Origin of the sequence: Rhizobium sp. CB3060 (assembly GCF_025200735.1) — a bacterium.
In the GTDB taxonomy this organism is placed as follows: Bacteria; Pseudomonadota; Alphaproteobacteria; order Rhizobiales; family Rhizobiaceae; genus Rhizobium.
The window spans coordinates 302,580-323,651 of sequence record NZ_CP104159.1 but is presented as its reverse complement, the minus strand read 5'-3'; the positions used below and the strand labels follow the sequence as shown (position 1 = coordinate 323,651).

Below are 21,072 nucleotides of genomic sequence, written 5' to 3'. Positions count from 1 at the left end.
ATCAATCGGAAACTGTAATATCCAGCCTATCGCCGATGTTGCCATCGCCATAAATACTGACGTTAATCCAAATATCGCCCTGAACGATCATGCTCGCAGCCGATGGCGAGATGGAACCGCTGGCAAGCATCGCTTCAAGCGTTTCACGGTTACGCTTGTCGGCGAAAAACTTGTCCGCTTCGTCTCCACGATCGCGGCGACCATAGACATAGAAGTTTGCTCGGTCTTGGCGGATGATCTGCCACGGTTCCCTGAGGCGAGCGCCACTGGAATTGTAAAGGTCGTCGCGGCCGATATAAGCGCGGTATGTTTCGATCAGATGATCCGATTTCGCGCGCGTAATCGTCGATTGAGCCGACGCCGGCGGAACAAAAACACCGGCAGCGATGAGTGCGATGAAAAGCGCCTTCATAAAGATCCTTTCAAACTAGAAGTGGCAACTCAGAACCTCCATACGACCGGCGCGTTAATAATGGATGACAATTTGAGGGCTGTAGTCCTCCTCGGTGGGAGCGAAGATCGTCTCGCCCAGTTGACGGAGTGAAGCATTAAACTCTTCGCGCAGCGCCTCGTATTCGACCGTAAATTGCTCCGAAAGCGGGAATGATATGTCGTCTGCCGTCAGCCGCTGGAAATCTCCGCCCAATCTGGTGATCGCCAAGCACAACTGCTCGACCTTCCTTTCGGCGCGCTGCTGGGTTGCCGCGCGTGCCGCCTCGGTTCTTACTACTGGATGCAGCCGCTTCAGAAGACGCACTCGCCAGCTAATTCTGCCTAGCCACCGCAAAGCTTCGTCATATATTGGAGCGGTGGGGAATCAGACGGGCTGGAGGAACCTTGTCATCGAATTCGTCAACGCTTGCGCCGCTTAAGCACGAGACCTTTCGCAGGATCTGGGTCGCGAGCCTTGCGTCGAATTTCGGCGGGCTGGTCCAAGCCGTCGGCGCCGCCTGGATGATGACGACCATCACTTCATCGGAAGACATGGTGGCGCTGGTCCAAACCTCGACCGCATTGCCGATCATGCTGTTTTCGCTGGTTTCCGGCGCCCTTGCCGACAATTTCGACCGCCGCCGCGTGATGCTGACAGCGCAGTGTCTGATGCTCACCGTTTCCGTAATCCTGACTTTATGTGCCCTGCTTGGCTGGATCACCCCCTGGCTGCTTCTGCTCTTTACCTTCCTGATCGGTTGCGGAACGGCGCTCAACAATCCGTCCTGGCAGGCGTCGGTCGGAGACATGGTGCCCCGAGAGGATCTGCCGAATGCCGTGACGCTGAACAGCATGGGCTTCAACATGACCCGAAGCGTCGGCCCAGCGATTGGTGGCATCATCGTTGCGGCTGCCGGCGCTGCCGCCGCCTTTGCCGTCAATGCCGTCAGTTATTTTCCGCTCATTTACGCGCTGATGCGCTGGAAGCCCGCTCTCCCCACATCGACGCTGCCGCGCGAAAATCTGGGCAGCGCGATCTTTGCCGGGCTCCGTTACATCTCGATGTCGCCGAATCTCGAAAAAGTGCTTGTCCGCGGCTTCATCTTCGGTGTCGGAGCAAGCTCCGTGCTCGCCCTTCTCCCGATCGTCGCGATCGATCTGGTTTCCGGGGGACCGCTCACCTACGGCTTCATGCTTGGCTCCTTCGGCATCGGAGCGATCGGCGGTGGCGCGCTCAATGCCCGGCTTCGCGAGGCGCTGAGCAGCGAGACGATCATCCGTTATGCCTTCGCCGGATTTGCGGGCAGTATGGCGCTGACGGCGTCGAGTCCCTTCGTCGTCCTTACCTGCGCCGGCCTGCTCGTTTCCGGCGCCTGCTGGGTGCTGGCACTTTCGCTGTTCAATACGATCGTCCAACTATCAACACCGCGCTGGGTCGTCGGCCGCGCGTTGTCGCTTTATCAGACAGTGACATTTGGCGGCATTGCTGGCGGCAGTTGGCTCTGGGGTATTGCAGCCGATCGATATGGTGTCTCGAATGCGCTTTACGGCTCGGCCGCGGTCATGCTGGTCGGCATTGCCATCGGTCTGCGTTTCTCCATGCCGGCCTTTGCCTCGCTAAATCTTGATCCGTTGAATCGCTTCATCGAACCTTCCCTTGGCCTGGACATCAAACCGCGCAGCGGCCCGATCGTCATCCTTGTCGATTATCAGATCAGCGACGACGACCTGCCGGAATTTCTGACATTGATGGCCGAACGGCGGCGGATTCGTATCCGCGACGGTGCCAGAAACTGGGCACTGATGCGCGATCTGGAAAAACCCGGCATCTGGACGGAAACCTACCACACACCGACCTGGGTGGAATATATCCGCCACAACCAGCGGCGCACGCAGGCGGATGCGGAAAATACCGATCGGCTGCGGGCTCTCCACGGCGGCAATGACCCGCCGCATGTGCATCGCATGATCGAGCGCCAGGCCATTCCACCCTCGGACGACGTCTTCCACAAGACGCCGATCGACCTACATCATTGAAGGCGACATCCCTGCTCTATCGCTATGACGCTGAGGCAAAACTCGCTGGTCTTGCTGTGAGCATCGATGGCATAATCGCCGCCGCCCAAAAACGGCGGGAAGTAGAGCGGGAGGGAAGACATGGTGGACTGGCGAACCGATGAAATGCCGGAGGACGGAACCGTCATCTACCGGCGCATAATCCAACCATATCGCTTTTTACCTTATAAGCCGAACAGCGATGAGGCCAAGCGCGGCAAGAGGGGCCGATGGCAGGTCATGGACGAGGCCGGTGGTTGGGACAATTGCGGCGAACCGCTGGGTACCGAATGGACCGCCGAGAACCCCTTCAAGACTGCCGAAGGTTAGGCATTTGCGCCGCAACCACAAAAAATCCCTCCACCGGGCGCCGGCAGAGGGAAGTCAGGTCATAGTGCTCGTCCGGGCATTACCCGGAACTGCACTTTGCGATGCCGAACCGACGCATGTCATTTAAGTATTTTAATCGCTTACTGGATCGCCGTTCGGGCGAGCAAGGGCAAGCAGCGATGAAAGGTGATTACCATGAGCCGTGTTTTCGTTACAGGATCCACCGATGGTCTCGGCTTGGCGGCCGCGCGTGCCCTCATGGATGACGGCCATGAAGTCGTATTGCATGCACGGTCACGCGACAGAGCTTCGGCTGTCGCCCACTTGAAATCCAGGGCTTTGGCAGTCGTCATCGGCGATCTAAGCAGCGATGCGGAGACGCGGTCCATTGCGGATCATGTCAACGAGATCGGGCGTATGAACGCTATCATCCACAATGCCGGCATCTACCTCGAGAGAAGCCGCGGAGAGACGGCCGAAGGCCATGCGAAAATCTTGGCGGTCAATACGCTCGCGCCTTACCTACTCACGGCCCTGATCGAACGACCCGATCGCTTGGTCTACCTCAGCAGCGGCATGCACCAGAGCGGCGGCGGGTCCATCGATGATATCGACTGGAAACAACGCTCATGGAATGCAAGCCAGGCCTATTCGGAAAGCAAGCTACATGTCGCCACGCTCGCAGCCGCCGTTGCACGCCACTGGCCGGAGGTCCTCAGCAATGCGGTAGACCCCGGCTGGGTACCGACGAAGATGGGCGGGGTCGGAGCGCCCGATAACCTTCAGATGGGCCATCAGACCCAGACCTGGCTCGCGACAAGCGACGATGAAGCCGCCAAGGTTAGCGGCGCCTATTGGTACCATCGCCAACGACGCCAGCCCGCCGCAGGGGTCACGGACCCGGCGTATCAGGACAGGCTCATGGACAAGCTGGCGGATATGACCGGGGTAAGGCTGTTCAAGGCGTAGCGCATGAATCCCGGAAAAAGGCGCCTCGATGACCGAGGCGAACTTTCTCAGGATGAGAGAGAGACTGGCCGGTGTATAAAAGGAACGCGCCGCGGCTCAACTGACCGTCACGCTTGGCCATATCAGTCTCCTTCTCAAAGGCTACGTAGCCAAACTTCAGTGCAGCCCAAAGGCGTTCAACAGTTGTTCGCGAAACCTGACGAAGCGCGCCTCGCTGCGGTTCCGCGGCCGCGGAAGGTCGATCTCGATCTCGCGGGTGCGGCCACCCTTTTCCTTGGAGAGGATGAGGACCCGGTCGGCGAGGTACACCGCCTCCTCAAGATCGTGCGTGACGAGGATCATCGTCACTTTCTCCTCCCGCCAGATGCGAGCGAGCTCTTCCTGCATGGTGATCTTGGTCATGGCGTCGAGCGCGCCGAAAGGCTCGTCGAGCAGCAGGATTTCAGGCTTCACGGCGAGCGCCCTGGCAATACCGACGCGTTGAGCCATGCCACCCGAAAGCTGCGACGGCAGGGCGTCGGCGAATTCGCCGAGGCCGACGAGCTGGACATAGTGGCGTGCACGCGCACGCGCCTCGGCCTTCTTAAGACCTTGATTTTCGAGCGGGAAAGCGACGTTGTCGAGCACTGTGAGCCAGGGCAGAAGCCTTGGCTCCTGAAAGATCACGGCGCGATCTGTGCCTACGCCGTGAACGGGCTGGCCATCGATCAGCACATCGCCTCTATCCGCATTCTCGAGCCCGGCAAGAACCCTGAGCAGGGTCGTCTTGCCCGAACCCGAAGCGCCCACGATCGCCAGGCTTTCGCCGGCGCGAATGTGGTTGCTGACCCCCTGCAGCACATTAAGATGGCGGCCGTTGATCGAGTAGGATTTGGAGAGGTTCTTGATCGTCACCTCTCCGCGCAAGGTTAGTTCAGCGACAGCCATCGGCCCGCTCCTCAGTTGCCGGCGACGGCGAAGTTCGCCGGATCGTAGAGAATGTCTTCCGCCTTGAGCTGGCCAGGCTTCAGAACGCCGCCGCGAGCGAGAATGTCGATCCAGAATTGCAGGTCGCGCGGCACGGCCTTGCCGCCTTCGCGCACGCCATAACCTGTGAAATATTGCGCAATATCCGCATTCTCGCCGCGCGAGGCCAAGACCTTGGCGATCACGGCCTTGGTCTCTTCAGGATGAAGACGCGCGTATTCGAGCGCGGCCTGCGACTTTTCAACGAAGATCTTGGCCGCTTGCGGGTGTTGTTTGATCCAATCGCGGCGCAGCACCGTAAAGCCGCCGGCGATTTCACCGAGCACGTCCGTGTCGCCAAAGATCTTCTGAAGCCCACCGTTTTTCAGCGCCACGCCTTCATAGGTCTTCTGCCAGTAGCCGAAAGCCGTCACATCGACCTGCTTGGAACGCAGGACCTGTTCGAGCTGCGGACCCGGAACGACGACGAGCTTCGCCGCATTTTCCGGCAGGCCGACAGAATGCAGCGCTTCCCGCACGGTATAATCGAGATGGGCGCCAAGCGTATTGACGGCAATCGTCTTGCCGGCCAGATCCTTGATCGATTTGATCGGGCTGCCGTCAAGCGAATAGAAGATGCTCTCGGTTACCTTGTCGATGCCATTCGAGGGATAGGCTGCGACGAAATCATTGCCGCCGGCGATCGAGTTCAGCACCGCGGCGGTCGCAGCACCGCCGACCTCAACGTTGCCCGACGCCAGCGCGAAGAGGGAGGCCGGACCGCCCTGGGCATAACCGACATCCTTTACCGTCACGCCGGTGTCCTTGAAATAACCGAGCGCATCGGCAAGTTCATGAGCGGCAAGACCGCCCTGGCTTGCGAGGTAGCGGATGGTGACCTGATCTGTCTCGGCAGCGAAGGTAGCACTTGCCGGGACGGCCAGAAGCATGCCGGCTGTGACTGCGGCGATACCGAAAGAACGACGCGAAATCTGCATGTGAACTCCATAGATCGGATGAGATGGAAAATGGTGGCGCGTTTCAGGCTTCAGTCTCGAGGATTGGACCAACGGCAGAGCCGAGCCTGCAATGCCTCGAGGATGAAATTCGCCGACAGCCCGAGAAGTGCGAGCAATAGAATCGCCGCGAACATCAACGGGATCTGGAAATTGTACTGGGCATTCATCACCTGAAATCCGACACCGGAATTGGCGCCGATCATTTCTGCGGCAATGAGCAGCAGAAGCGAGGTCGTGGCACTCAGCCGCAATCCAACAAAGATCTGCGGCAGGGAAGCCGGCAGGACGACGCGGCGAAACACGGTGAGCGGCTTGGCGCCGTAGACACGTGCCATTTCCACCAGCTTTGGGTCCACCTGCTTGACGCCCCCAATCGTGGCGAGAAGTGTCGGGAACAGCGTCGCCCAAAAGATCACAAAGATTTTCGATGCCTCGCCAAGGCCAAGCAACAGGATGAACACGGGATAGAGCGCGAGTGCGGATGTCTGCCGAAACAATTGCAGGATCGGATCAAGACTGCGCTCGATGGTTCGGACCTGCCCCATGAACAGCCCGAGCGGGATGCCGACGCCGACCGCTGCGCCAAATGCAATACCGGCACGCTGGAGACTGATGGCGATGTCGCCCAGCAGCGGGCCGCCGCTGATCCCGTTCCAGAGCGCTCGCAGGATCGCATCCGGCGGCGGCAAGACCGCTGGATTGCTCCAGCCAAGCGACGGAGAAATCTGCCAGAGAGCAACAAAAGCGATAATCATGCCATAGCGCGAGATGAAACCGCGCAACAGCGCCCCTGTTTCCCGTACCAGCCTGCTCTGCGAGAAATATGGTGCGCGATAGCTCTCAAAAATAGCCTGTTGTTCAGTTTCAAGCGCCATGAGCTTTTCCCCTATCCTGTCTCGGTTATTCGGCAGCTTCCGTATAGGCGGTGGTCCAACGGCTCTGCGGGAAAGGCAGGCCCAGATTTTCGCGGAGGGTCTTGCCTTCATACGCAGTGCGGAACAGACCGCGGCGCTGCAGCTCGGGAATGACGAGTTCCACGAAATCATTGAGACCGGTGGGCAGCCACGGCGGCAGGATGTTGAAGCCATCCGCGCCTTCGTTTTCGAACCATTCCTGCAGAGTATCCGCGACCTGGACCGCAGAGCCGACGATGGTGAAGTGGCCACGCGCGGAAGCGATCCACTGGTAAAGCTGCCGGATGGAGAAATTGTTCTCGTCCGCAATGCGGCGGATCAGTTCCTGGCGGCTTTTCATGCCCTCTGTCGGCGGCGCCGGAGGCAGCGGGCCGTCAAGATCGACGCCCCGAAGATCCAGCTCGCCGCCGCTCAGAGCATTAATCAACGCCAGCCCATCCTCTTCGATGATCAGGCTCGTGAGCTGCTCGTATTTTTCGCGCGCCTCTGACTCCGTGCGGCCGATGAACGGCGAGACGCCTGGCATGATCAGCACATGCGAGGGATCGCGACCAAAGCTGCGCGCACGCGTCTTGATATCGCGATAGAATTCCTGAGCGGTCTCGAGCTTCTGATGCGCCGTGAAGATAACTTCCGCGCTGGCCGCTGCCAGTCCGCGCCCGTCTTCCGACTGGCCAGCCTGCACGATGACGGGATGCCCCTGGGGCGAACGCGGGACATTCAATGGCCCCTCGACCTTGAAATGCTCGCCGCGGTGATCGGTGCGGTGCACCTTGTTGATGTCAAAATAAACGCCGCTTGCGCTATCGCGAATGAAGGCGTCGTCGTCAAAGCTTTCCCAAAGCTTCTTGACGACCTCGACATGTTCGGCCGCCCGCTTGTAGCGGGCCGCATGGGGCGGCTGCCGGTCGAGACTGAAATTTTTTGCGGCGGCTTCCGTGGCGGTGGTGACAACGTTCCAGCCGGCACGGCCAGCGGAGATCAAATCGAGCGAGGCGAACTTGCGCGCAACGGAGTAAGGCTCTTCATAGGTTGTGGATGACGTCGCGATGAAGCCGATGTTCTTCGTAAACGGCGCCAGCGCCGAAAACAGCGTGACCGGCTCGAAACCGACTACCCTCGCATTTCCGCCCTCAATGCCGGCGCCGAAGGCGATCGCAAGGCCGTCTGCCAGGAAATAGGCATCAAAGAGGCCGCGTTCGGCTGCCTGCGCGAGTTCGATGTGGAACTTGAGATTGACCGCCCCGTCGACCGGCTGGTCCGGATGGCGCCAGGACGCGATATGCTGGCCGCCGCCGGGAAGAAATGCACCAAGCTTGATCTGTCTCGTCATGAGTTCCTCTCCGCATTTTGAGTTTTAGCCGGGCCAAAAGCCGTATGTTAAGTATTGCGGTATAATCGATGGATTTAATAGGCTATCTGTTTTGCAGCCATCGGTCTGACGGAGAAAGTTTTTCCAGAAGCTGGAGAAATAGGGAATTTGTCACCCACCGATGAGGCAGCCGACTATGCCAGTCGGTCATGGCAACATACACGCCTTAGGTCGCGCTAAATAACTTCTCGCCACGTCTGCGCGCTCGCGTCTTGGCTTTCATAATTGGCCGACTATATCATCCTGTTACAGGATCGTTTGCCTTGCGGAGTTTGTTTTGGCTGTTGCGTTTACAAAAGAGGAAAGTGCGGAAACGGCGGCGGAGACGCAGCTTCCCGACCGCGCTATCTCGCCCTATCAAAACCTCGTCACCGAAGCAGGATTGAGGGCGCTCAACGCCGCGCTGCAGGAGGCCCGCGAACAGTACGAAGCCGCAAGCGCTGTCGAGGATGTAAACGAGCGGCGGCGCCAAACGGCAGTACCACTTCGCGATCTGCGGTATTTCAACGAGCGGGTTCGCACTGCTGAGGTGATAGCGGCCCCAACATCCAACGAGACCGTCGCTTTCGGCAGCACTGTCACCTTCAGCCGCGATGACGGGCGCGTGCAGACCTATCGCATCGTCGGGGAAGACGAAGCCGAGCCCAAACAAGGGACGATCTCTTATGTTTCACCGGTCGCCCGGTCCCTGATGGGAAAATCTGTCGGCGACCCAGTCATGGTCGGCGACCATGAACTGGAGATCGTATCGATCGCCTGAGGGTATCCTTTGCGGGAGCACCGCAATAGCCCGGTGCTCCCGCCTCAGGCCGCTTAACCCGCGTGCTTCTCTGGCATAGCCGAGGAGTGATGCGAGGAGATCAGCCACTTCCCGTTCTTGAATTCGTAGGTGAATGTATAGCGCGCCGGTACCTTGGCCCCGCCCTTCAAGGTAAAGGTGTAGATGCCGGTATCAAGCGCGTCGTTGCAGCCGATTTTGATCGTACGGCTGTTGATCTTCCCCTGCGGGTGCTTCTTCAGGAAGTCCACGAAGTACTCCTTGCGCTCCTGCTGCGTCAGCCGCGGCTTATTCGACAGGGTCGGCAGGAGGACGGCGTCCGGCGCATAGTTTTCGACGACCTTTTCAGGATCCAGCGTCGCCAGCGAGGCGTTCCAGCGATCAAACAACTGTTCCACCTGGGGTTTGGTGATCGGCGCGCATTCTTCGGCAAGGGCCGGCGTCGCCATAAGAGCAATCACGGAAGCGGCAAGCAGATATTTTTTCATTTCAATCTCCCTCAAATGATTTGTCTTTTCCGGCGATATTCACGCCGACTATCCAGAGATGCTTTGCCGCCCGCCGCGTCGCGTCTGCCGCATGGCCAAAGTCGCATATGCCGAATTGCCCATGACGGATGGCATGCGATCCAAGGCACGTCGAAGTTTAAACAACAAGAATTCGTGGAAGGCGCAGGTTACGATAGCATATCATCACCCATTCGCGAATTGCGCGCCTCTATCGCGATGCAAGCTTTGCCGGGGCAAACAGTCCCGTGTCCTCCGCACGTTGCCTGCCGCGCTATTCTCAGCCGGCGCCGCAGGCCGCGTGATAGTCCGCGAGGCTTCTCGTCACCCGCCAAATCAAAACCTCTTCCGGATCGAGTGGCGCTTCGGCAAATTGCTGAGCGGCCGGCATGTGCTGCCAGAACAGCGGAATGGGTACTGCCCGCCCCCGCAGCGCGTCATAAAGACGTTCGACTGCAGACTGGGCGTCCGGCGACGTCCAGTAATATCGGATCCGGTCGGAAAGCGAGTAGTGCCTCAGCCATCGCTTCTCCCCTTCCGTTCCGTGGTAATGACGGTTCCAATTGTCCGGGTGCGCTGACATCAAGGCTTCCATCGCCGCATGGAGCGGGCGCTCACCGTAGCCCGGCACGAGATCGGAGGCGATTAAATCCAGTCCGTAAAGGGCCTCGCGCAATACAAATGTCAGTTCAGGACCAACCTTCAGAATAGGAAAGCCATCCTCTACCAGCGCACCGAGCGACCGCGTGCCCTGGTAGTCGGTCGAATGCGCTTCGAACACGAATTGCGGCTCGTCGGTCAGAACCTGCTGGAGGGCTTCGATCTTGCTGCGATCGTAAAGGATGACATTGTGATTTCCGAACTCGACACCCGGCTGGACGACCAAGCCGATGGCGCGTGCAAATGCTTCCTGCAGACCCGCCTTTTCAAAGACTTGACGATGCACATCGATCGTCTGCCTGGCGGCAGACGCCGCGGTCGGCTCGATGGCGGTAAGGGCATGATCCGCACCGCCGGGCGGCGGAACTTCGGTGCCGAGGACATAGACGGGCATCGCGCCGCCGCTCCGCTTCGCCGAGGCTTCGGCGACCGCCGCAAGACGCGCCGCGCGATGCGCCGTGGTTTCGTCGTCGAGCGCCTGGGGTTCGCCCAAGCAGCCCATCGACGCATCAAGGTGAATCTTGCGAAATCCGGCCTCAACATATGCGGCGACCATTTTCTCCGCTTCGGCCATAGCCTCTTCGGCTGGACGGTCTCGCCACGGGTTCGGACCGAGATGGTCACCACAGAGCACCACGAGATGACCGGGGCAACCCTCTTCTTTTGCGAGCTTCTGAACAAGCGCGGCAAAATCCTTGGGCGTCATTCCGGTATAGCCGCCGCGGTGATTGACCTGATTGCACGTGGCCTCGATCAAGACGGTACTGGCATGCTGGCGTCCATGGCGAAGTGCCGCACGCAACACGACGGGATGGGCGGAACATACGGATGTGATCCCCCTCGGACGGCCTGCGATCCTGAGTGCGGCCAGTTCGCTAAGATGGATCTGCATCAGGAACGCCTTTCCGTTGCGGAGATGAATGCATCGAGTTCTTCACGAGTGCCGGCTCCTTCCATCGGGCCGCGCACGGTCACGTTTCGCGCGCCAGCCGCCGCAGCATAAGTGAGAGCGTCTTGCGCCGGCATGCCGAGCCGGCGGCAGGTGAGATAAGCGCCACCGAAACAATCTCCAGCACCCGTAGGATCGATCTCTTCGACGGCGAAAGCCGGTATATCGATGCGCTCTCCTTGCCCGTTGAAATAGGTCGCGCCGGCAGCTCCGCGCTTGAGTACGATTTCCTTCACACCAAGTTCGAGCAGGCGTCGGACCGCATTGTCTTCGCCTTCCACGCCGGCTGCTCGTTCCAGTTCCTCGCCGGAAGGCAGAAGCAGATCAGCAGCCGCAACGAGCTTCGCAAATCGACGCTCGGTGTCTTCGTCGAGCCTCAGTTCTTTCCGAATGTTCGGATCGACCGAAAGCGTGCCGCCGAGGGACTTGATGACGTCGACCGCCTTGTCGATGACCTCTCGGGCGCTCGGCATGGAGAGTGCGGAACCCATGACGTGCAGATGTCCGCTGCGATTGATGAGATCGCTGACGTGCCGGGTCCAGCCGAAGCGCGCGGCGGCGGATTTTGCGATGTTGTAAACGAAATCTCGCGATCCGTCCTTGCGGTAACGGACGAAGGCGCTGCCCGTAGGGTATTCGGGATCGATCGATATGGCCGAGACATCGACGCCGTCGCGCTTGAGCCGATCGGTATTCACCCGCCCGAAATCGTCGTCGCCGACGGCGCCGACCATGGCCGCGCGACCTCCGAGGCGCCCGCACTGTGATATGAAGATTGCCGGCGCGCCGCTGGCGAACGGTCCGATTAGGGGCTGCGCATCGCGGAATCCATCGCCGACCGTCGTGGCCACGATCTCCACAAGGATTTCTCCTACGCACACGGTAGGACCCAGTTCGTCGGGAGCCAGTATTGAAGCCATTGCAATCCTGCTTTCGATAGCTGTTGTCATTACCAAGCCGCAATTAGCCCAATCTCGAGAGACGCCGCAGTCTCTTGAGGGATTCGACCAATAGCCGTTCATTTGCCAGCATTCCTTTCAGATGGGTTCTTGCCAAGCGCTCGACCAACTCTTCTCCTTTCGGAGTGAGGCCGATGAGCACGCTTCGCTTGTCTTCTTCCGAGGGAATGCGGACGGCGAACCCTGCCGTCGCGAGCCTGTCCACGAGCTGCACCGCGCCGTGGTGCTGCAGGAGCATTTGATCGGCAAGTTCACGCACCATGATCTGACTTCCAGGCGCGACCTTGATCACCAACAGCGCCTGATATTGCTGTGATGTCACTCCCGCCTCGGAAACCGCGGCTTCGCTGAAAGAAAGAAATAGCCGCATGGCGAGCCTGACGCCCGCAAGGCCTTCGTAGATACCCGGATCCAGGGGCTGGGTCTCAAGTTCGTTTTTGTGTGACCGACCGGACCGCTTTCCCGAGGGCATGCACATTTTTCCTTTATTTATATCATGACATGATATATTTTTATGACGTCCGCTTTGGGAGGACGTTCGCGGGCGCGCCACACTGAGCGCTTAGGCTAGGTCCATATGCGCCGCGTGCCACCACACGCAGCGCTCGCGAACCTTATCCCAAAACTTCGTGACTGAAAGGGGCATCGCTTGGACGATCTCAATGTCAATATCGATGGATCAATCGTATTGGATCGCGACGTACGGTTCTTTGGGTCTATCGCCGGCACGGTAACGGTTCCCGCCGGCCGACGGTTCGAACTCCATGGAAGCATCGGGCACGATCTCATTGTTGAGAAGGGTGCGTTCGTGATCATTCGCGGAACGATCCACGGCAAGCTGATCAACAAGGGGGGAGATGTCGTGTTGAGCGGATCTGCAGGGCATATCCAAGATCTGGATCCCGCCAGGCCAATCCAGAAGGAAGCCTGATTCCGCTTTCGGTTCCTGAATCTCGGATAATCGAGGCTGCGGAATCTTTGGCGGATATTTGCAATCACTCGTCAGCAACGGCACACTGCAAAGAGGATCTATGTGACCGTTTATCTCTGGGCGCTCTATCGGCCGCACATTGAACCCAAAAAGGGCTTCGGCGACTTAGGATATCTCATTCGGTGGCTGGAGAAACAGAAGCTTCCCGGAGAGGCGCCTTCAGATTGGGTGGTGATGCTGCTCAAAATCGCCGAAAACGATGGCCGATCTGTTTATGTCCACGACAAGGGAGGCCCGGACGAGTGGACGCTGACACTCAACCGTGTTGACGCTCTGCCAAGATGCTGAGCAGAGCAGAAGCGGGAATTATGCTGTCGAGATTACGAATGGATCAATCCAGCCCGTTTCGCAGCTTATCTCCGATAAGCTGCCGGGATGGCATGAATTCGTTTTGGAGCGCTTTGGCGGTGGTTTCGGTTCTGGCCATCTCGGCGCATGCACAAGCGCTGCGGCCAAATCCTGCACCGAATCGCTTGAACGATTGCACCGACGTGGTGGAAGACGTCCTGTCGAAGACAAGGGGTCGGCTGCTATCGTTTCGCCAAGGCGACGAAAAATGCACTGTGATCATTCTCTTGCAAAAGGATGGCGAGCGTCCGGAGAAGATCATCCTGCATATCGATCGCAGTCAGGCATCCGCAGACGCTGAATAATGTTTCGGTTCCGCGCTGTGCCATCGGCAGTGTCTTTTTACCGGCCAGAAATTTCCAAGGAAGAGCCGAGCGCACTGCAGCGCCTTGCGCTCGGCTCGCGCTCATTTTCCAGGCAACGCCTCGATCGCGTCGAACACGCGGGCCGTATAGGTGAGCGCAGCGCCTGCGTTGAGCGCGATGGCCACTCCCAACGCTTCGGCGATCTCGCCCTTTGAAGCCCCGAGTTCGACCGCCTTCTTCGTGTGAACGGCGATGCACCCATCGCAGCGCGTCGTGACCGCAACTGCCAGAGCGATGATCTCGTGCATCTTCGGCTCCAGTATAGCAGTCTTGTTGCTGCTGCCTTCGATCACATGCAAACCGTTTAAGACGTCCGGGCTCAGCTTGGCGAACTCGCCGACACGGACGATCAAGGCGTCACGGTAGGCATTCCAATCCTGCATATTGCTCATTTCGGCTCCTCACTGGCGGCCGGCGGTGACGCCGCCATCGACGGGAAGGACCGTCCCGGTGATCCACGACGCCTGCTCGGAAGCGAGGAACAGAATAGCTTCGGCCACATCGCGCGGCTGACCATTGCGGCCGAGCGGATGGAACGAGTTGAAGGTAGGCAGAACCTGCTTGACCTGATCGTCCGACAGGAAAGTGTTGTACACGGGCGTCTCGACGACGGCCGGCGCGACGGCGTTGATGCGGATGTTGTAGGGAGCAAGCTCGATAGCGAGGTTGCGGACCATGGCGTGCACGCCGGCGTTAGCGGCGGAATAAGCGGCCGACGGGGTCGCCCCGATCGCCTGGATGGCCCACATGGAGCCGGTCTGCACGATAGCGCCGCCCTTCTCCTTCATCGCCTTGGCGGCGGCTTGGGCGGTAAAGAACTTACCCTTGAGGATAGTATCCAGATACCAGTCGTAGTCCGCTTCCGTCAGATCGAGGAATGGCGTCGGGTTAAAGACGCCGGCATTGTTGACGAGAACGTCGAGCTTGCCGAAACGTGAAACGGCGGCGTCAACGAGTGCCGCTCCGGTTTCGGGCAAGGCGATGTCGCCTGCGGAGACGACGACTTTAGTGCCGCTTGGATCGATTTCTCGCGCCGCGGCTTCAAGCTTACCGAGATCGCGCCCGTTGAGGGCCACTCTCGCGCCTTCCCCGATAAAACGAGCTGCCGCTTCCTTGCCGATGCCGGACCCACCGCCGGTAATGGCGACGACTTTATCTTTAAATCTCATTGCCTATCTCCAATTTGCCTATCTAACGTTAGATAGATATGAGGCATATAGTTGTTGCGTCTCCCATGCGCAAGCCCTATCTAACACTAGATAGAGAGGACGTGCGTAATGAACGATACAGCAAGTGCAATCCTGGACGCGGCCGAAGAAAGGATTCGCAGTGCAGGGTATAGTGGTTTCAGCTTCCGCGATGTCGCCGCCGACGTCGGCGTGAAGGCTTCCTCCGTGCATTACCATTTCCCGGCTAAGGAGAAGCTGGCTGCAGCGGTCGCTCGCCGCTACACGGATCGCTTTCTGGAAGCGGTGGAGAATGAGTTGGCTCAGGGCACGGACGTCGTCCAAGCTTGGCGGCAGGTTTTCCGTGCAGCCTTGCACCGCGACGGCAGAATGTGCCTCTGCGGTGCCTTGGCGGTGACGTCATACGATCTGGCGGACGAGGTCAGGGAGGAAGTGAAAAGATTCTTTGTCCTCGGAATCGAGAAGCTGATGAAGGATGGCCTCACCAAAGACGCCGCCGTGCAGGTTCTCGCCACCCTTGAGGGGGCTATGCTTGCCGCGAACATCCTCGACGATCAGTCCATATTCGAGAGCGGCAGCGCCGCCCTCGCGTAGTTTCTAGGCGAGCGCCCCCTAGCGAAACACGGGTTTGTCCTTCCACAGAGTCCCCGCGGTGAATTCGGCGTATCCGAGGCTATAAACCGCCCGCATATAGTTGGTGTTGAACGGATCGAACATCGAATATTGAACCGGCGCGTCAATCGAGGCGAGATGGAAACCGGCGCCCGTCAGCCGCGAATAGTTATAGAGAGCCGTCAACGCGCTCTGCGTCTGCGATTTGATGAAGATCGAATAGGCCCTTACGATCACAGGAAGCGTTCTGTCAGGCGTGATGGCGAATTCGGGCATGAGTGCATTGTTGACGATCACGTAGAAGTCGATGCCCTGCCCTTTGACGGGCAGAAGGCGATTGGAACTCGTCAGAAAAGCTTGCGGCATCATGAGGACTTGCGACGCCGACCCGCCATCCGAATGCATCTCCTCGAATTGCCGCCCGCCCGACTCGGCCTTGATCATGACCGCCGGGTAAACGCCGGGAATGCTCGCCGATGCCGTCAATACATCCTGAAACAGCTTCAGGGCGTCGGGGCGCCCGCTATTGGCGATCGCGCCCATGTTCCATACGACGGCACGCTGGCTGTCGAGATTGGTGGTCAGTACAAAGAGGCGGCGACCCTTGCGATGCTCAGCGGCAACCTGCTGCAGAATCGCGGGCGTGATGTAGCGTTCGATCATTCCTCTCAATGGTCCGGCTCGCAGCAGGCTCGACCCGAACAGTCCGACGAAGCCCTTGGTCCGGACCAACTCTTGCGCAACGCCGCTGGTGTAGAGGTCCACCAGGGTATCGTCATAGGCCGATCCGAGAAATGCGTAAGGAGCGATCAAGGCGCCGGTGCTGACGCCCGTTACGATGTCGAACTGCGGACGGTTCCCGGCGGCGCTCCATGCCGAAAGTACGCCGACGCTGAACGCGCCACCCGCACCGCCGCCCGAAATCATCAGGGCGGCGGCTTTTTTGTGTGTTGTCATCGGTGCCCAGTCATGGAGATCGCGCGGGACTTCATCGAACCGGTCATCGAGATAGGCCCGGATTTCGCCAAAGCCAGCAATGGCGGCCTTGTCCGCCTCCTTCGCATCCAGAGCCCTGTCCAGGGTCTGCATGCATCCGGAGAGGGCAAGCAGAAGCGGGAGTCCGATAAGAAGCGCCCGCATCGGGCTGTTGCGGGAAAACGCGAACGACCGGAGGTTCATCGGCCTATGACCTTTGGAGAGCAGGACGGCAGGCGGCATGACGCCGCCTGCGGGGGGTACACGTCCCGCGGCCTCGTTCCCGGGGGAGGAACGCGACCGAAGAGGTTGCGATAAGCATCGGCAAGCATTGCTTCTGTTTGGTGCAGATGCATCGGAGCCAGGCCTGCCGAGAGGAGATCATCTGTGGCCGCGTGCTTGCTTCTGATCGGGTTTGAAGGCGATCGCCTCCCGGTCATTGGATGCATGCGGCGCCGCGTCGTCATCACTTTCATGGCTCAGCCCGAGCCAACGCAGGAGCCGTTTGAGGACGTTTTCCAGATCGTCGACGAAGGTGAAGATGACCGGGATGACGATGAGGCTGAGCAGCGTCGACATCATCACGCCACCAATCACCACAATCGCCATTGGCTGCCGGAAACTCGAATCTCCACCCATCAGGCTGAGCGCGGCCGGCAGCATGCCCGAGGCCATGGCAATGGTGGTCATGACGATCGGCCGCGCGCGCTTGTGGCAGGCATCGACGAGCGCATCGAACCGGGACATGCCTTGGCGACGCGACATGATCGCGTATTCGATGAGCAGAATGGAGTTCTTCGTCACCACGCCCATGAGCATGAGAAGGCCGATGACGGCGGGCATCGAGAAACTGGTGCCGGTTACCACAAGTGGCACCAGCGCACCGCCGAGCGAGAGCGGCAGGGCCATCAGAAGTGTCAACGGCTGCAGGAAATCGTGGAACAGCAGGACGAGCACCGCATAGATGCAGAACACACCGATCGCCATTGCGAGGGCAAAGCTCTGGAACAGCTCGGAGCTGCGCTGAAGTTCGCCCTGTTCCACCAGCGTGACGCCCGGCGGCAGGTGCTGGAGCGCCGACAGCGCTTTCGCCTCGCGGTTGACGTCGCCCAGAATGCGGCCGTTGAGTTCGACGGAAACGGTGACATTGCGCATACGGTCGATGCGGTCGATTTCCGAAGGGCTGCCGCCGATGCGGATATCGGCGATCGATCCGAGATCGACATTGCCGTTGGTGCCGGCGACGCGCATGTTCTTGATGTCATCGAGATTGGTTCGCGTCTCAGGCGAGAAGCGGACGACGATCGGGATTTGCCGCTGCGGCAGGTTGAGCTTCGGCAGATCGGAAGAATATTCTCCGTTCGTCGCCACGCGCACGGCGCTGGCGATCGCATTCGACGTCACGCCGAGCGCTGCGGCGCGGGCAAAATCGGGCGTGATCTGAATTTCCGGCGCCTGCCTGGCCGCTGTCGATGTGACCGCGCCGATGCCCTGCAGCGTGCGCAGTTGCTCCTCCAGTGCCGTGCTTGCGCTGTCGAGCGCATTGGCGTCGTCGCTGGCAAGAGTGATATCGAGCTTGGTGCCGTTGCCGCCGCTACCGACCGCCACACGCACGCCGGGGAGGACGGAGAGCGCCTGTCGGATATCGTTTTCGATTTCCGACTGCTTGCGGTCGCGCTCATCAATGGGCGTCAGCACGACGACGATCGTTGCGGAGCCAACATCGCTCGTGGTGCTGGTGTCCGGGCCGCCGCCGGAGGATGTCGAGCCGACCGAGGAGAAGACATGCGTGACGTCGCGCAGCTTGCCGGCGATATCGGCGGCTTTTCTGGTCATCGCATCCGTCTGCTCGATGGTGGCGCCGGGTTGCATGGTGAGCGTGATCTGGGCGCGCGCATCGTCGGAAGCAGGCAGGAAGCCGGACTTCAGCAAGGGAATGGTGGCGAGTGAAAGCGCAACAACGACAGCGGTCACGACCACCGTGGTCTTCCTGTGATTGAGGGCAGCCTTCGCGACGGCCATATAGACGCGCATGATGCGGCCATCCTTCTGCTCCGACGGATGGGCCTTCATGAAATAGGCCGCCATCATGGGAGTGAGCAGACGGGCAACGACAAGCGATGCGACAACGGCAACAGCGGCGGTGATGCCGAACTGGCGAAATATGAGGCCCGGTATGCCACTCATGAATGCCGTTGGCAGGAAGACGGCGACCAGCGTGAAGGTGGTCGCGATGACCGCAAGGCCGATTTCGTTGGCAGCCTCCATTGCAGCATCGAGCGGCCGCTTGCCCATTTGAAGGTGGCGGGCAATGTTTTCGATCTCGACAATCGCGTCGTCGACGAGGATTCCGACCACCAGCGACAGTGCGAGCAAGGTGACGATATTCAGGCTGAAGCCCGCCAGATACATGACGAGGAAGGTCGGGATGACCGACAAGGGCAGCGCCAGGGCCGACAGGATCGTTGCGCGCCAGTCCCGAAGGAAGAGCCAGACGACCACGATCGCCAGGATCGCCCCCTCATACAGCATGTGCATCGAACCGTCATAGTTATCGATAATCGGTCCGATCGTGCTGTAGGCTTCATCGATCTGCGCATTGGCATGGGCGGCTGCGAACGTCTTGATCGCAGCGTCGACGCCGGCTGCGACCCCGCTGTCCGAAAACCCGTTCGAACGCTTGATCTCGACCGCGATCACCGGCTTGCCATCGAGATAGGCCATCGAGGAGCGCTCCGCGAAGCTGTCGGTGACGGATGCGACATCGTCAAGTCGGACTTGCTGCCCATTGGCCAGGGGAATCCTGAGTCCCTTCAGCGCCTCGACAGAGGGCAGCGCGCCCAGCGTACGCAATGTCTGACGAGAGCCGCCGACCTCGCCGAGGCCGCCGGACGTGTCGGCTTGCACGGCCTTCAACTGCGCCGATACGGTCGCCGCCGTCACTCCGAACGACGCCATCGTCGATGGATCGAGATCGACATGAACCTCGCGGTCGATCCCGCCGATGCGGTTGACCTGCCCCACGCCCGGCACCGACAGCAGCGCCTTGGTCAGATCATTGTCGACAAACCAGGACAGTTCGGTCTCATTGAGAGCGGTTGAGCGGACAGCATAGGTGACCAGTGCGGAACTCTGTACCGTGACCTTGGTGACGCTCGGCGTTTCCATCTGCGACGGCAGATCAGCCTTGACGCTGTCGACGGCATTGCGGACCTCGTTGAGGGCGGCTTCGCTGTCTTTCTCCAGCTTGAAGGAAACCTTGATCGAGACGGTGCCGTCGGTGATCGTCGTGGTGATATGGTCGAGATAGCTCAGCGCGGCGAGACTGTCCTCGATGGTACGGGCAACCTCCGTCTCAAGCTGCGTCGGCGCAGCACCATCGAGCGTGGCGGTGACGCTGATGGTCGGAAGGTCCATATCAGGAAAATTCTGGATCGGCAGATGCTTGAAGGCCAGCAGCCCACCGGCGGCAAGCATGATGAACAGCAGGATCGCCGGGACAGGGTTGCGGATCGAGAAGGCGGAGAAATTCATCAGTTTTTCCCCGCAATCTTCACGAGGTCATTGTCCGACAGAAAGGCTCCGCCCGAGGTCACGACCTTCGACGAGGCATCTATGCCGGAGATGATTTCCACCTCGCCATCATTGCGACGGCCGGTTTCCACCCGAACCCTGCGCACCCGGTTGTCCTCGCCTGCCGCGAAGACGTAGCTGATGCCGTCCCGGAACACGATCGCCGTTTCGGGTACGGTCAGGGCCGGCGTGGTCTGCAATTCGATGTTGCCCGTGACGTAAAGGCCGGTGCGCGGACGGGCATCGGCTGGAAGCGCGACATAGACGATTGTCCGGCTCGTGTCGGTACTGACCGAAGGCCCGACAAGCCTCACCTTGCCTTCGATGGCATGCCCATCCGGCCCGTTGATCGCAACGCTCAAGCCTTCGGAAATCCGCGGCAGATAGCGCGCCGATACTTCGGCCTGCCATTCGACACGCTGCTGACGGACCATGCGAAACAGCTCGGTGCCGGTTGAGACGACGGCGCCGAGGTTGGCCGAACGCGAGGTTATGAGGCCATCGTCGACGGCGGTGATGGTCGTCTGCCCGAGCTTGATCTTTTCGCTGTCGAGCGCGGCTTCCTCGGATGCCAAGCTTGCCGTCGCCGTCTGCTCGTCGGCGAAATATTCAGTGATTTTCTCGTCGGAGAGAGCCCCGGACGAACTGAGCTGCCGTGCCCGATCCGCATTCGCCTTGGCCTTCGTCAGATTTGCCTTGGCGGTCACGACAGCCGCCTCCTGCTTACGAAGGTCTGCCAGCACACTCTCCTGCGAAAGCCGGGCCAGCGTCTGCCCCTTCGTAACCACGGACCCGACATCGACCAGGACGTCAGTGATGCGCAGGCCGCTCGTCTCGGAGGCGATGATCGCTTCCTGCCACGGCTTCAGCCAGCCGCTCGCGGGAACGGTTTCCGGCCAGTCCCGTTGCGACGGTATCGTCAGAGAGACGGTGAGAGCGGGCGCGGCGGCCTGTTCGGCTGCGACATTGCTGCTGTGAAACAGAAGCGCCGCCGCAACGAGCGCGGTGGCAAATGTTATGGACGGCTTTTTCAACGATGCATTCCTTGGCAAGTCTGGCATGGGCACGGCTATTCCTGCCGCGCGACCAATGCCCCACGTCGATCAGTAGCCGGACGAACGTTAAGTGCGGTC

The 21,072-nt window shown here is 59.9% G+C and carries 22 protein-coding genes and 1 pseudogene; 8 read left to right on the top strand and 15 right to left on the bottom strand.

Going from position 1 to position 21,072, the window contains the following annotated elements:
• Position 1 precedes the first annotated feature (1 nt).
• The gene (locus tag N2601_RS21015; protein ID WP_260304748.1) at positions 2-412 is read right to left on the bottom strand and encodes a hypothetical protein; all 411 of its coding nucleotides are present in this window, start codon (positions 410-412) and stop codon (positions 2-4) included.
• A 78-nt stretch (positions 413-490) separates the two neighbouring features.
• Positions 491-721, bottom strand: a pseudogene (locus tag N2601_RS21010) (methyl-accepting chemotaxis protein); the annotation flags it as partial.
• A gap of 116 nt (positions 722-837) precedes the next feature.
• On the opposite strand from N2601_RS21010, the gene N2601_RS21005 reads away from it, so the two are divergent.
• The 3 genes from N2601_RS21005 to N2601_RS20995 all read left to right on the top strand — a co-directional run bounded on the left by N2601_RS21005 (position 838) and on the right by N2601_RS20995 (position 3,786).
• Positions 838-2,469, top strand: coding sequence for an MFS transporter (locus N2601_RS21005; RefSeq protein WP_260304747.1), 1,632 nt, complete (start codon positions 838-840; stop codon positions 2,467-2,469).
• A gap of 120 nt (positions 2,470-2,589) precedes the next feature.
• On the top strand, positions 2,590-2,817 hold the full coding sequence (locus N2601_RS21000) for a hypothetical protein (RefSeq protein ID WP_104826199.1): 228 nt from the start codon (positions 2,590-2,592) through the stop codon (positions 2,815-2,817).
• Positions 2,818-3,012: 195 nt separating this feature from the next.
• A complete protein-coding gene (locus tag N2601_RS20995) occupies positions 3,013-3,786 on the top strand; it encodes an SDR family NAD(P)-dependent oxidoreductase (RefSeq protein WP_260304746.1) in 774 nt (257 codons plus the stop codon).
• A gap of 156 nt (positions 3,787-3,942) precedes the next feature.
• On the opposite strand, the gene N2601_RS20990 is transcribed toward N2601_RS20995, so the two are convergent.
• The 4 genes from N2601_RS20990 to N2601_RS20975 form a co-directional block, all read right to left on the bottom strand.
• Entirely contained in the window at positions 3,943-4,713 is a 771-nt protein-coding gene (locus tag N2601_RS20990; protein WP_260304745.1) for an ABC transporter ATP-binding protein, read from the bottom strand.
• Positions 4,714-4,724: 11 nt separating this feature from the next.
• A complete protein-coding gene (locus tag N2601_RS20985; protein WP_245464219.1) occupies positions 4,725-5,681 on the bottom strand; it encodes an ABC transporter substrate-binding protein in 957 nt (318 codons plus the stop codon).
• Positions 5,682-5,779: 98 nt separating this feature from the next.
• On the bottom strand, positions 5,780-6,625 hold the full coding sequence (locus N2601_RS20980; protein WP_260304744.1) for an ABC transporter permease: 846 nt from the start codon (positions 6,623-6,625) through the stop codon (positions 5,780-5,782).
• A 25-nt stretch (positions 6,626-6,650) separates the two neighbouring features.
• Complete coding sequence (locus N2601_RS20975) at positions 6,651-7,997, bottom strand: LLM class flavin-dependent oxidoreductase (RefSeq protein WP_260304743.1); 1,347 nt, start codon at positions 7,995-7,997, stop codon at positions 6,651-6,653.
• A gap of 316 nt (positions 7,998-8,313) precedes the next feature.
• On the opposite strand from N2601_RS20975, the gene greA reads away from it, so the two are divergent.
• A complete protein-coding gene (greA, locus tag N2601_RS20970; RefSeq protein ID WP_260304742.1) occupies positions 8,314-8,796 on the top strand; it encodes a transcription elongation factor GreA in 483 nt (160 codons plus the stop codon).
• A gap of 53 nt (positions 8,797-8,849) precedes the next feature.
• On the opposite strand, the gene N2601_RS20965 is transcribed toward greA, so the two are convergent.
• The 4 genes from N2601_RS20965 to N2601_RS20950 all read right to left on the bottom strand — a co-directional run bounded on the left by N2601_RS20965 (position 8,850) and on the right by N2601_RS20950 (position 12,360).
• Entirely contained in the window at positions 8,850-9,302 is a 453-nt protein-coding gene (locus N2601_RS20965) for an SgcJ/EcaC family oxidoreductase (RefSeq protein WP_260304741.1), read from the bottom strand.
• 298 nt (positions 9,303-9,600) lie between these two features.
• Entirely contained in the window at positions 9,601-10,872 is a 1,272-nt protein-coding gene (locus tag N2601_RS20960; RefSeq protein ID WP_260304740.1) for a D-tagatose-bisphosphate aldolase, class II, non-catalytic subunit, read from the bottom strand.
• Positions 10,872-11,849, bottom strand: coding sequence for a tagatose kinase (locus tag N2601_RS20955; RefSeq protein WP_260304739.1), 978 nt, complete (start codon positions 11,847-11,849; stop codon positions 10,872-10,874). The genes N2601_RS20960 and N2601_RS20955 overlap by 1 nt, the downstream gene beginning before the upstream one ends.
• Before the next feature lie 43 nt (positions 11,850-11,892).
• Positions 11,893-12,360 (bottom strand): MarR family winged helix-turn-helix transcriptional regulator, encoded by a 468-nt coding sequence (locus tag N2601_RS20950; RefSeq protein ID WP_260304738.1) that lies wholly within the window; start codon positions 12,358-12,360, stop codon positions 11,893-11,895.
• A 177-nt stretch (positions 12,361-12,537) separates the two neighbouring features.
• Here N2601_RS20950 and N2601_RS20945 point away from each other — a divergent pair, with 177 nt between their 5' ends.
• The 3 genes from N2601_RS20945 to N2601_RS20935 all read left to right on the top strand — a co-directional run bounded on the left by N2601_RS20945 (position 12,538) and on the right by N2601_RS20935 (position 13,532).
• Positions 12,538-12,819 carry a hypothetical protein gene (locus N2601_RS20945; protein WP_104826189.1) on the top strand — a complete coding sequence of 94 codons (282 nt, stop codon included), beginning with the start codon at positions 12,538-12,540 and terminating at the stop codon, positions 12,817-12,819.
• Positions 12,820-12,921: 102 nt separating this feature from the next.
• Positions 12,922-13,167, top strand: coding sequence for a DUF1654 domain-containing protein (locus N2601_RS20940; RefSeq protein WP_260304737.1), 246 nt, complete (start codon positions 12,922-12,924; stop codon positions 13,165-13,167).
• A gap of 92 nt (positions 13,168-13,259) precedes the next feature.
• Positions 13,260-13,532 (top strand): hypothetical protein, encoded by a 273-nt coding sequence (locus N2601_RS20935; RefSeq protein WP_104826188.1) that lies wholly within the window; start codon positions 13,260-13,262, stop codon positions 13,530-13,532.
• 101 nt (positions 13,533-13,633) lie between these two features.
• Here the strand turns inward: N2601_RS20935 and N2601_RS20930 are convergent, their stop codons facing one another.
• Together N2601_RS20930 and N2601_RS20925 are read right to left on the bottom strand one after the other, a co-directional pair.
• Positions 13,634-13,975 (bottom strand): carboxymuconolactone decarboxylase family protein, encoded by a 342-nt coding sequence (locus N2601_RS20930; protein ID WP_260305284.1) that lies wholly within the window; start codon positions 13,973-13,975, stop codon positions 13,634-13,636.
• An 18-nt stretch (positions 13,976-13,993) separates the two neighbouring features.
• Positions 13,994-14,761, bottom strand: coding sequence for an SDR family NAD(P)-dependent oxidoreductase (locus N2601_RS20925; RefSeq protein ID WP_260304736.1), 768 nt, complete (start codon positions 14,759-14,761; stop codon positions 13,994-13,996).
• A gap of 108 nt (positions 14,762-14,869) precedes the next feature.
• Here N2601_RS20925 and N2601_RS20920 point away from each other — a divergent pair, with 108 nt between their 5' ends.
• On the top strand, positions 14,870-15,373 hold the full coding sequence (locus N2601_RS20920; RefSeq protein WP_104826186.1) for a TetR/AcrR family transcriptional regulator: 504 nt from the start codon (positions 14,870-14,872) through the stop codon (positions 15,371-15,373).
• Positions 15,374-15,391: 18 nt separating this feature from the next.
• Here the strand turns inward: N2601_RS20920 and N2601_RS20915 are convergent, their stop codons facing one another.
• The 3 genes from N2601_RS20915 to N2601_RS20905 all read right to left on the bottom strand — a co-directional run bounded on the left by N2601_RS20915 (position 15,392) and on the right by N2601_RS20905 (position 21,000).
• Positions 15,392-16,570: a patatin-like phospholipase family protein gene (locus N2601_RS20915; protein WP_445945024.1), complete on the bottom strand. Its 1,179-nt coding sequence runs from the start codon at positions 16,568-16,570 to the stop codon at positions 15,392-15,394.
• 177 nt (positions 16,571-16,747) lie between these two features.
• Positions 16,748-19,900, bottom strand: a complete 3,153-nt coding sequence (locus N2601_RS20910; RefSeq protein ID WP_260304735.1) for an efflux RND transporter permease subunit — start codon at positions 19,898-19,900, stop codon at positions 16,748-16,750.
• Positions 19,900-21,000: an efflux RND transporter periplasmic adaptor subunit gene (locus N2601_RS20905; protein WP_260304734.1), complete on the bottom strand. Its 1,101-nt coding sequence runs from the start codon at positions 20,998-21,000 to the stop codon at positions 19,900-19,902. The genes N2601_RS20910 and N2601_RS20905 overlap by 1 nt, the downstream gene beginning before the upstream one ends.
• Positions 21,001-21,072 lie beyond the last annotated feature (72 nt).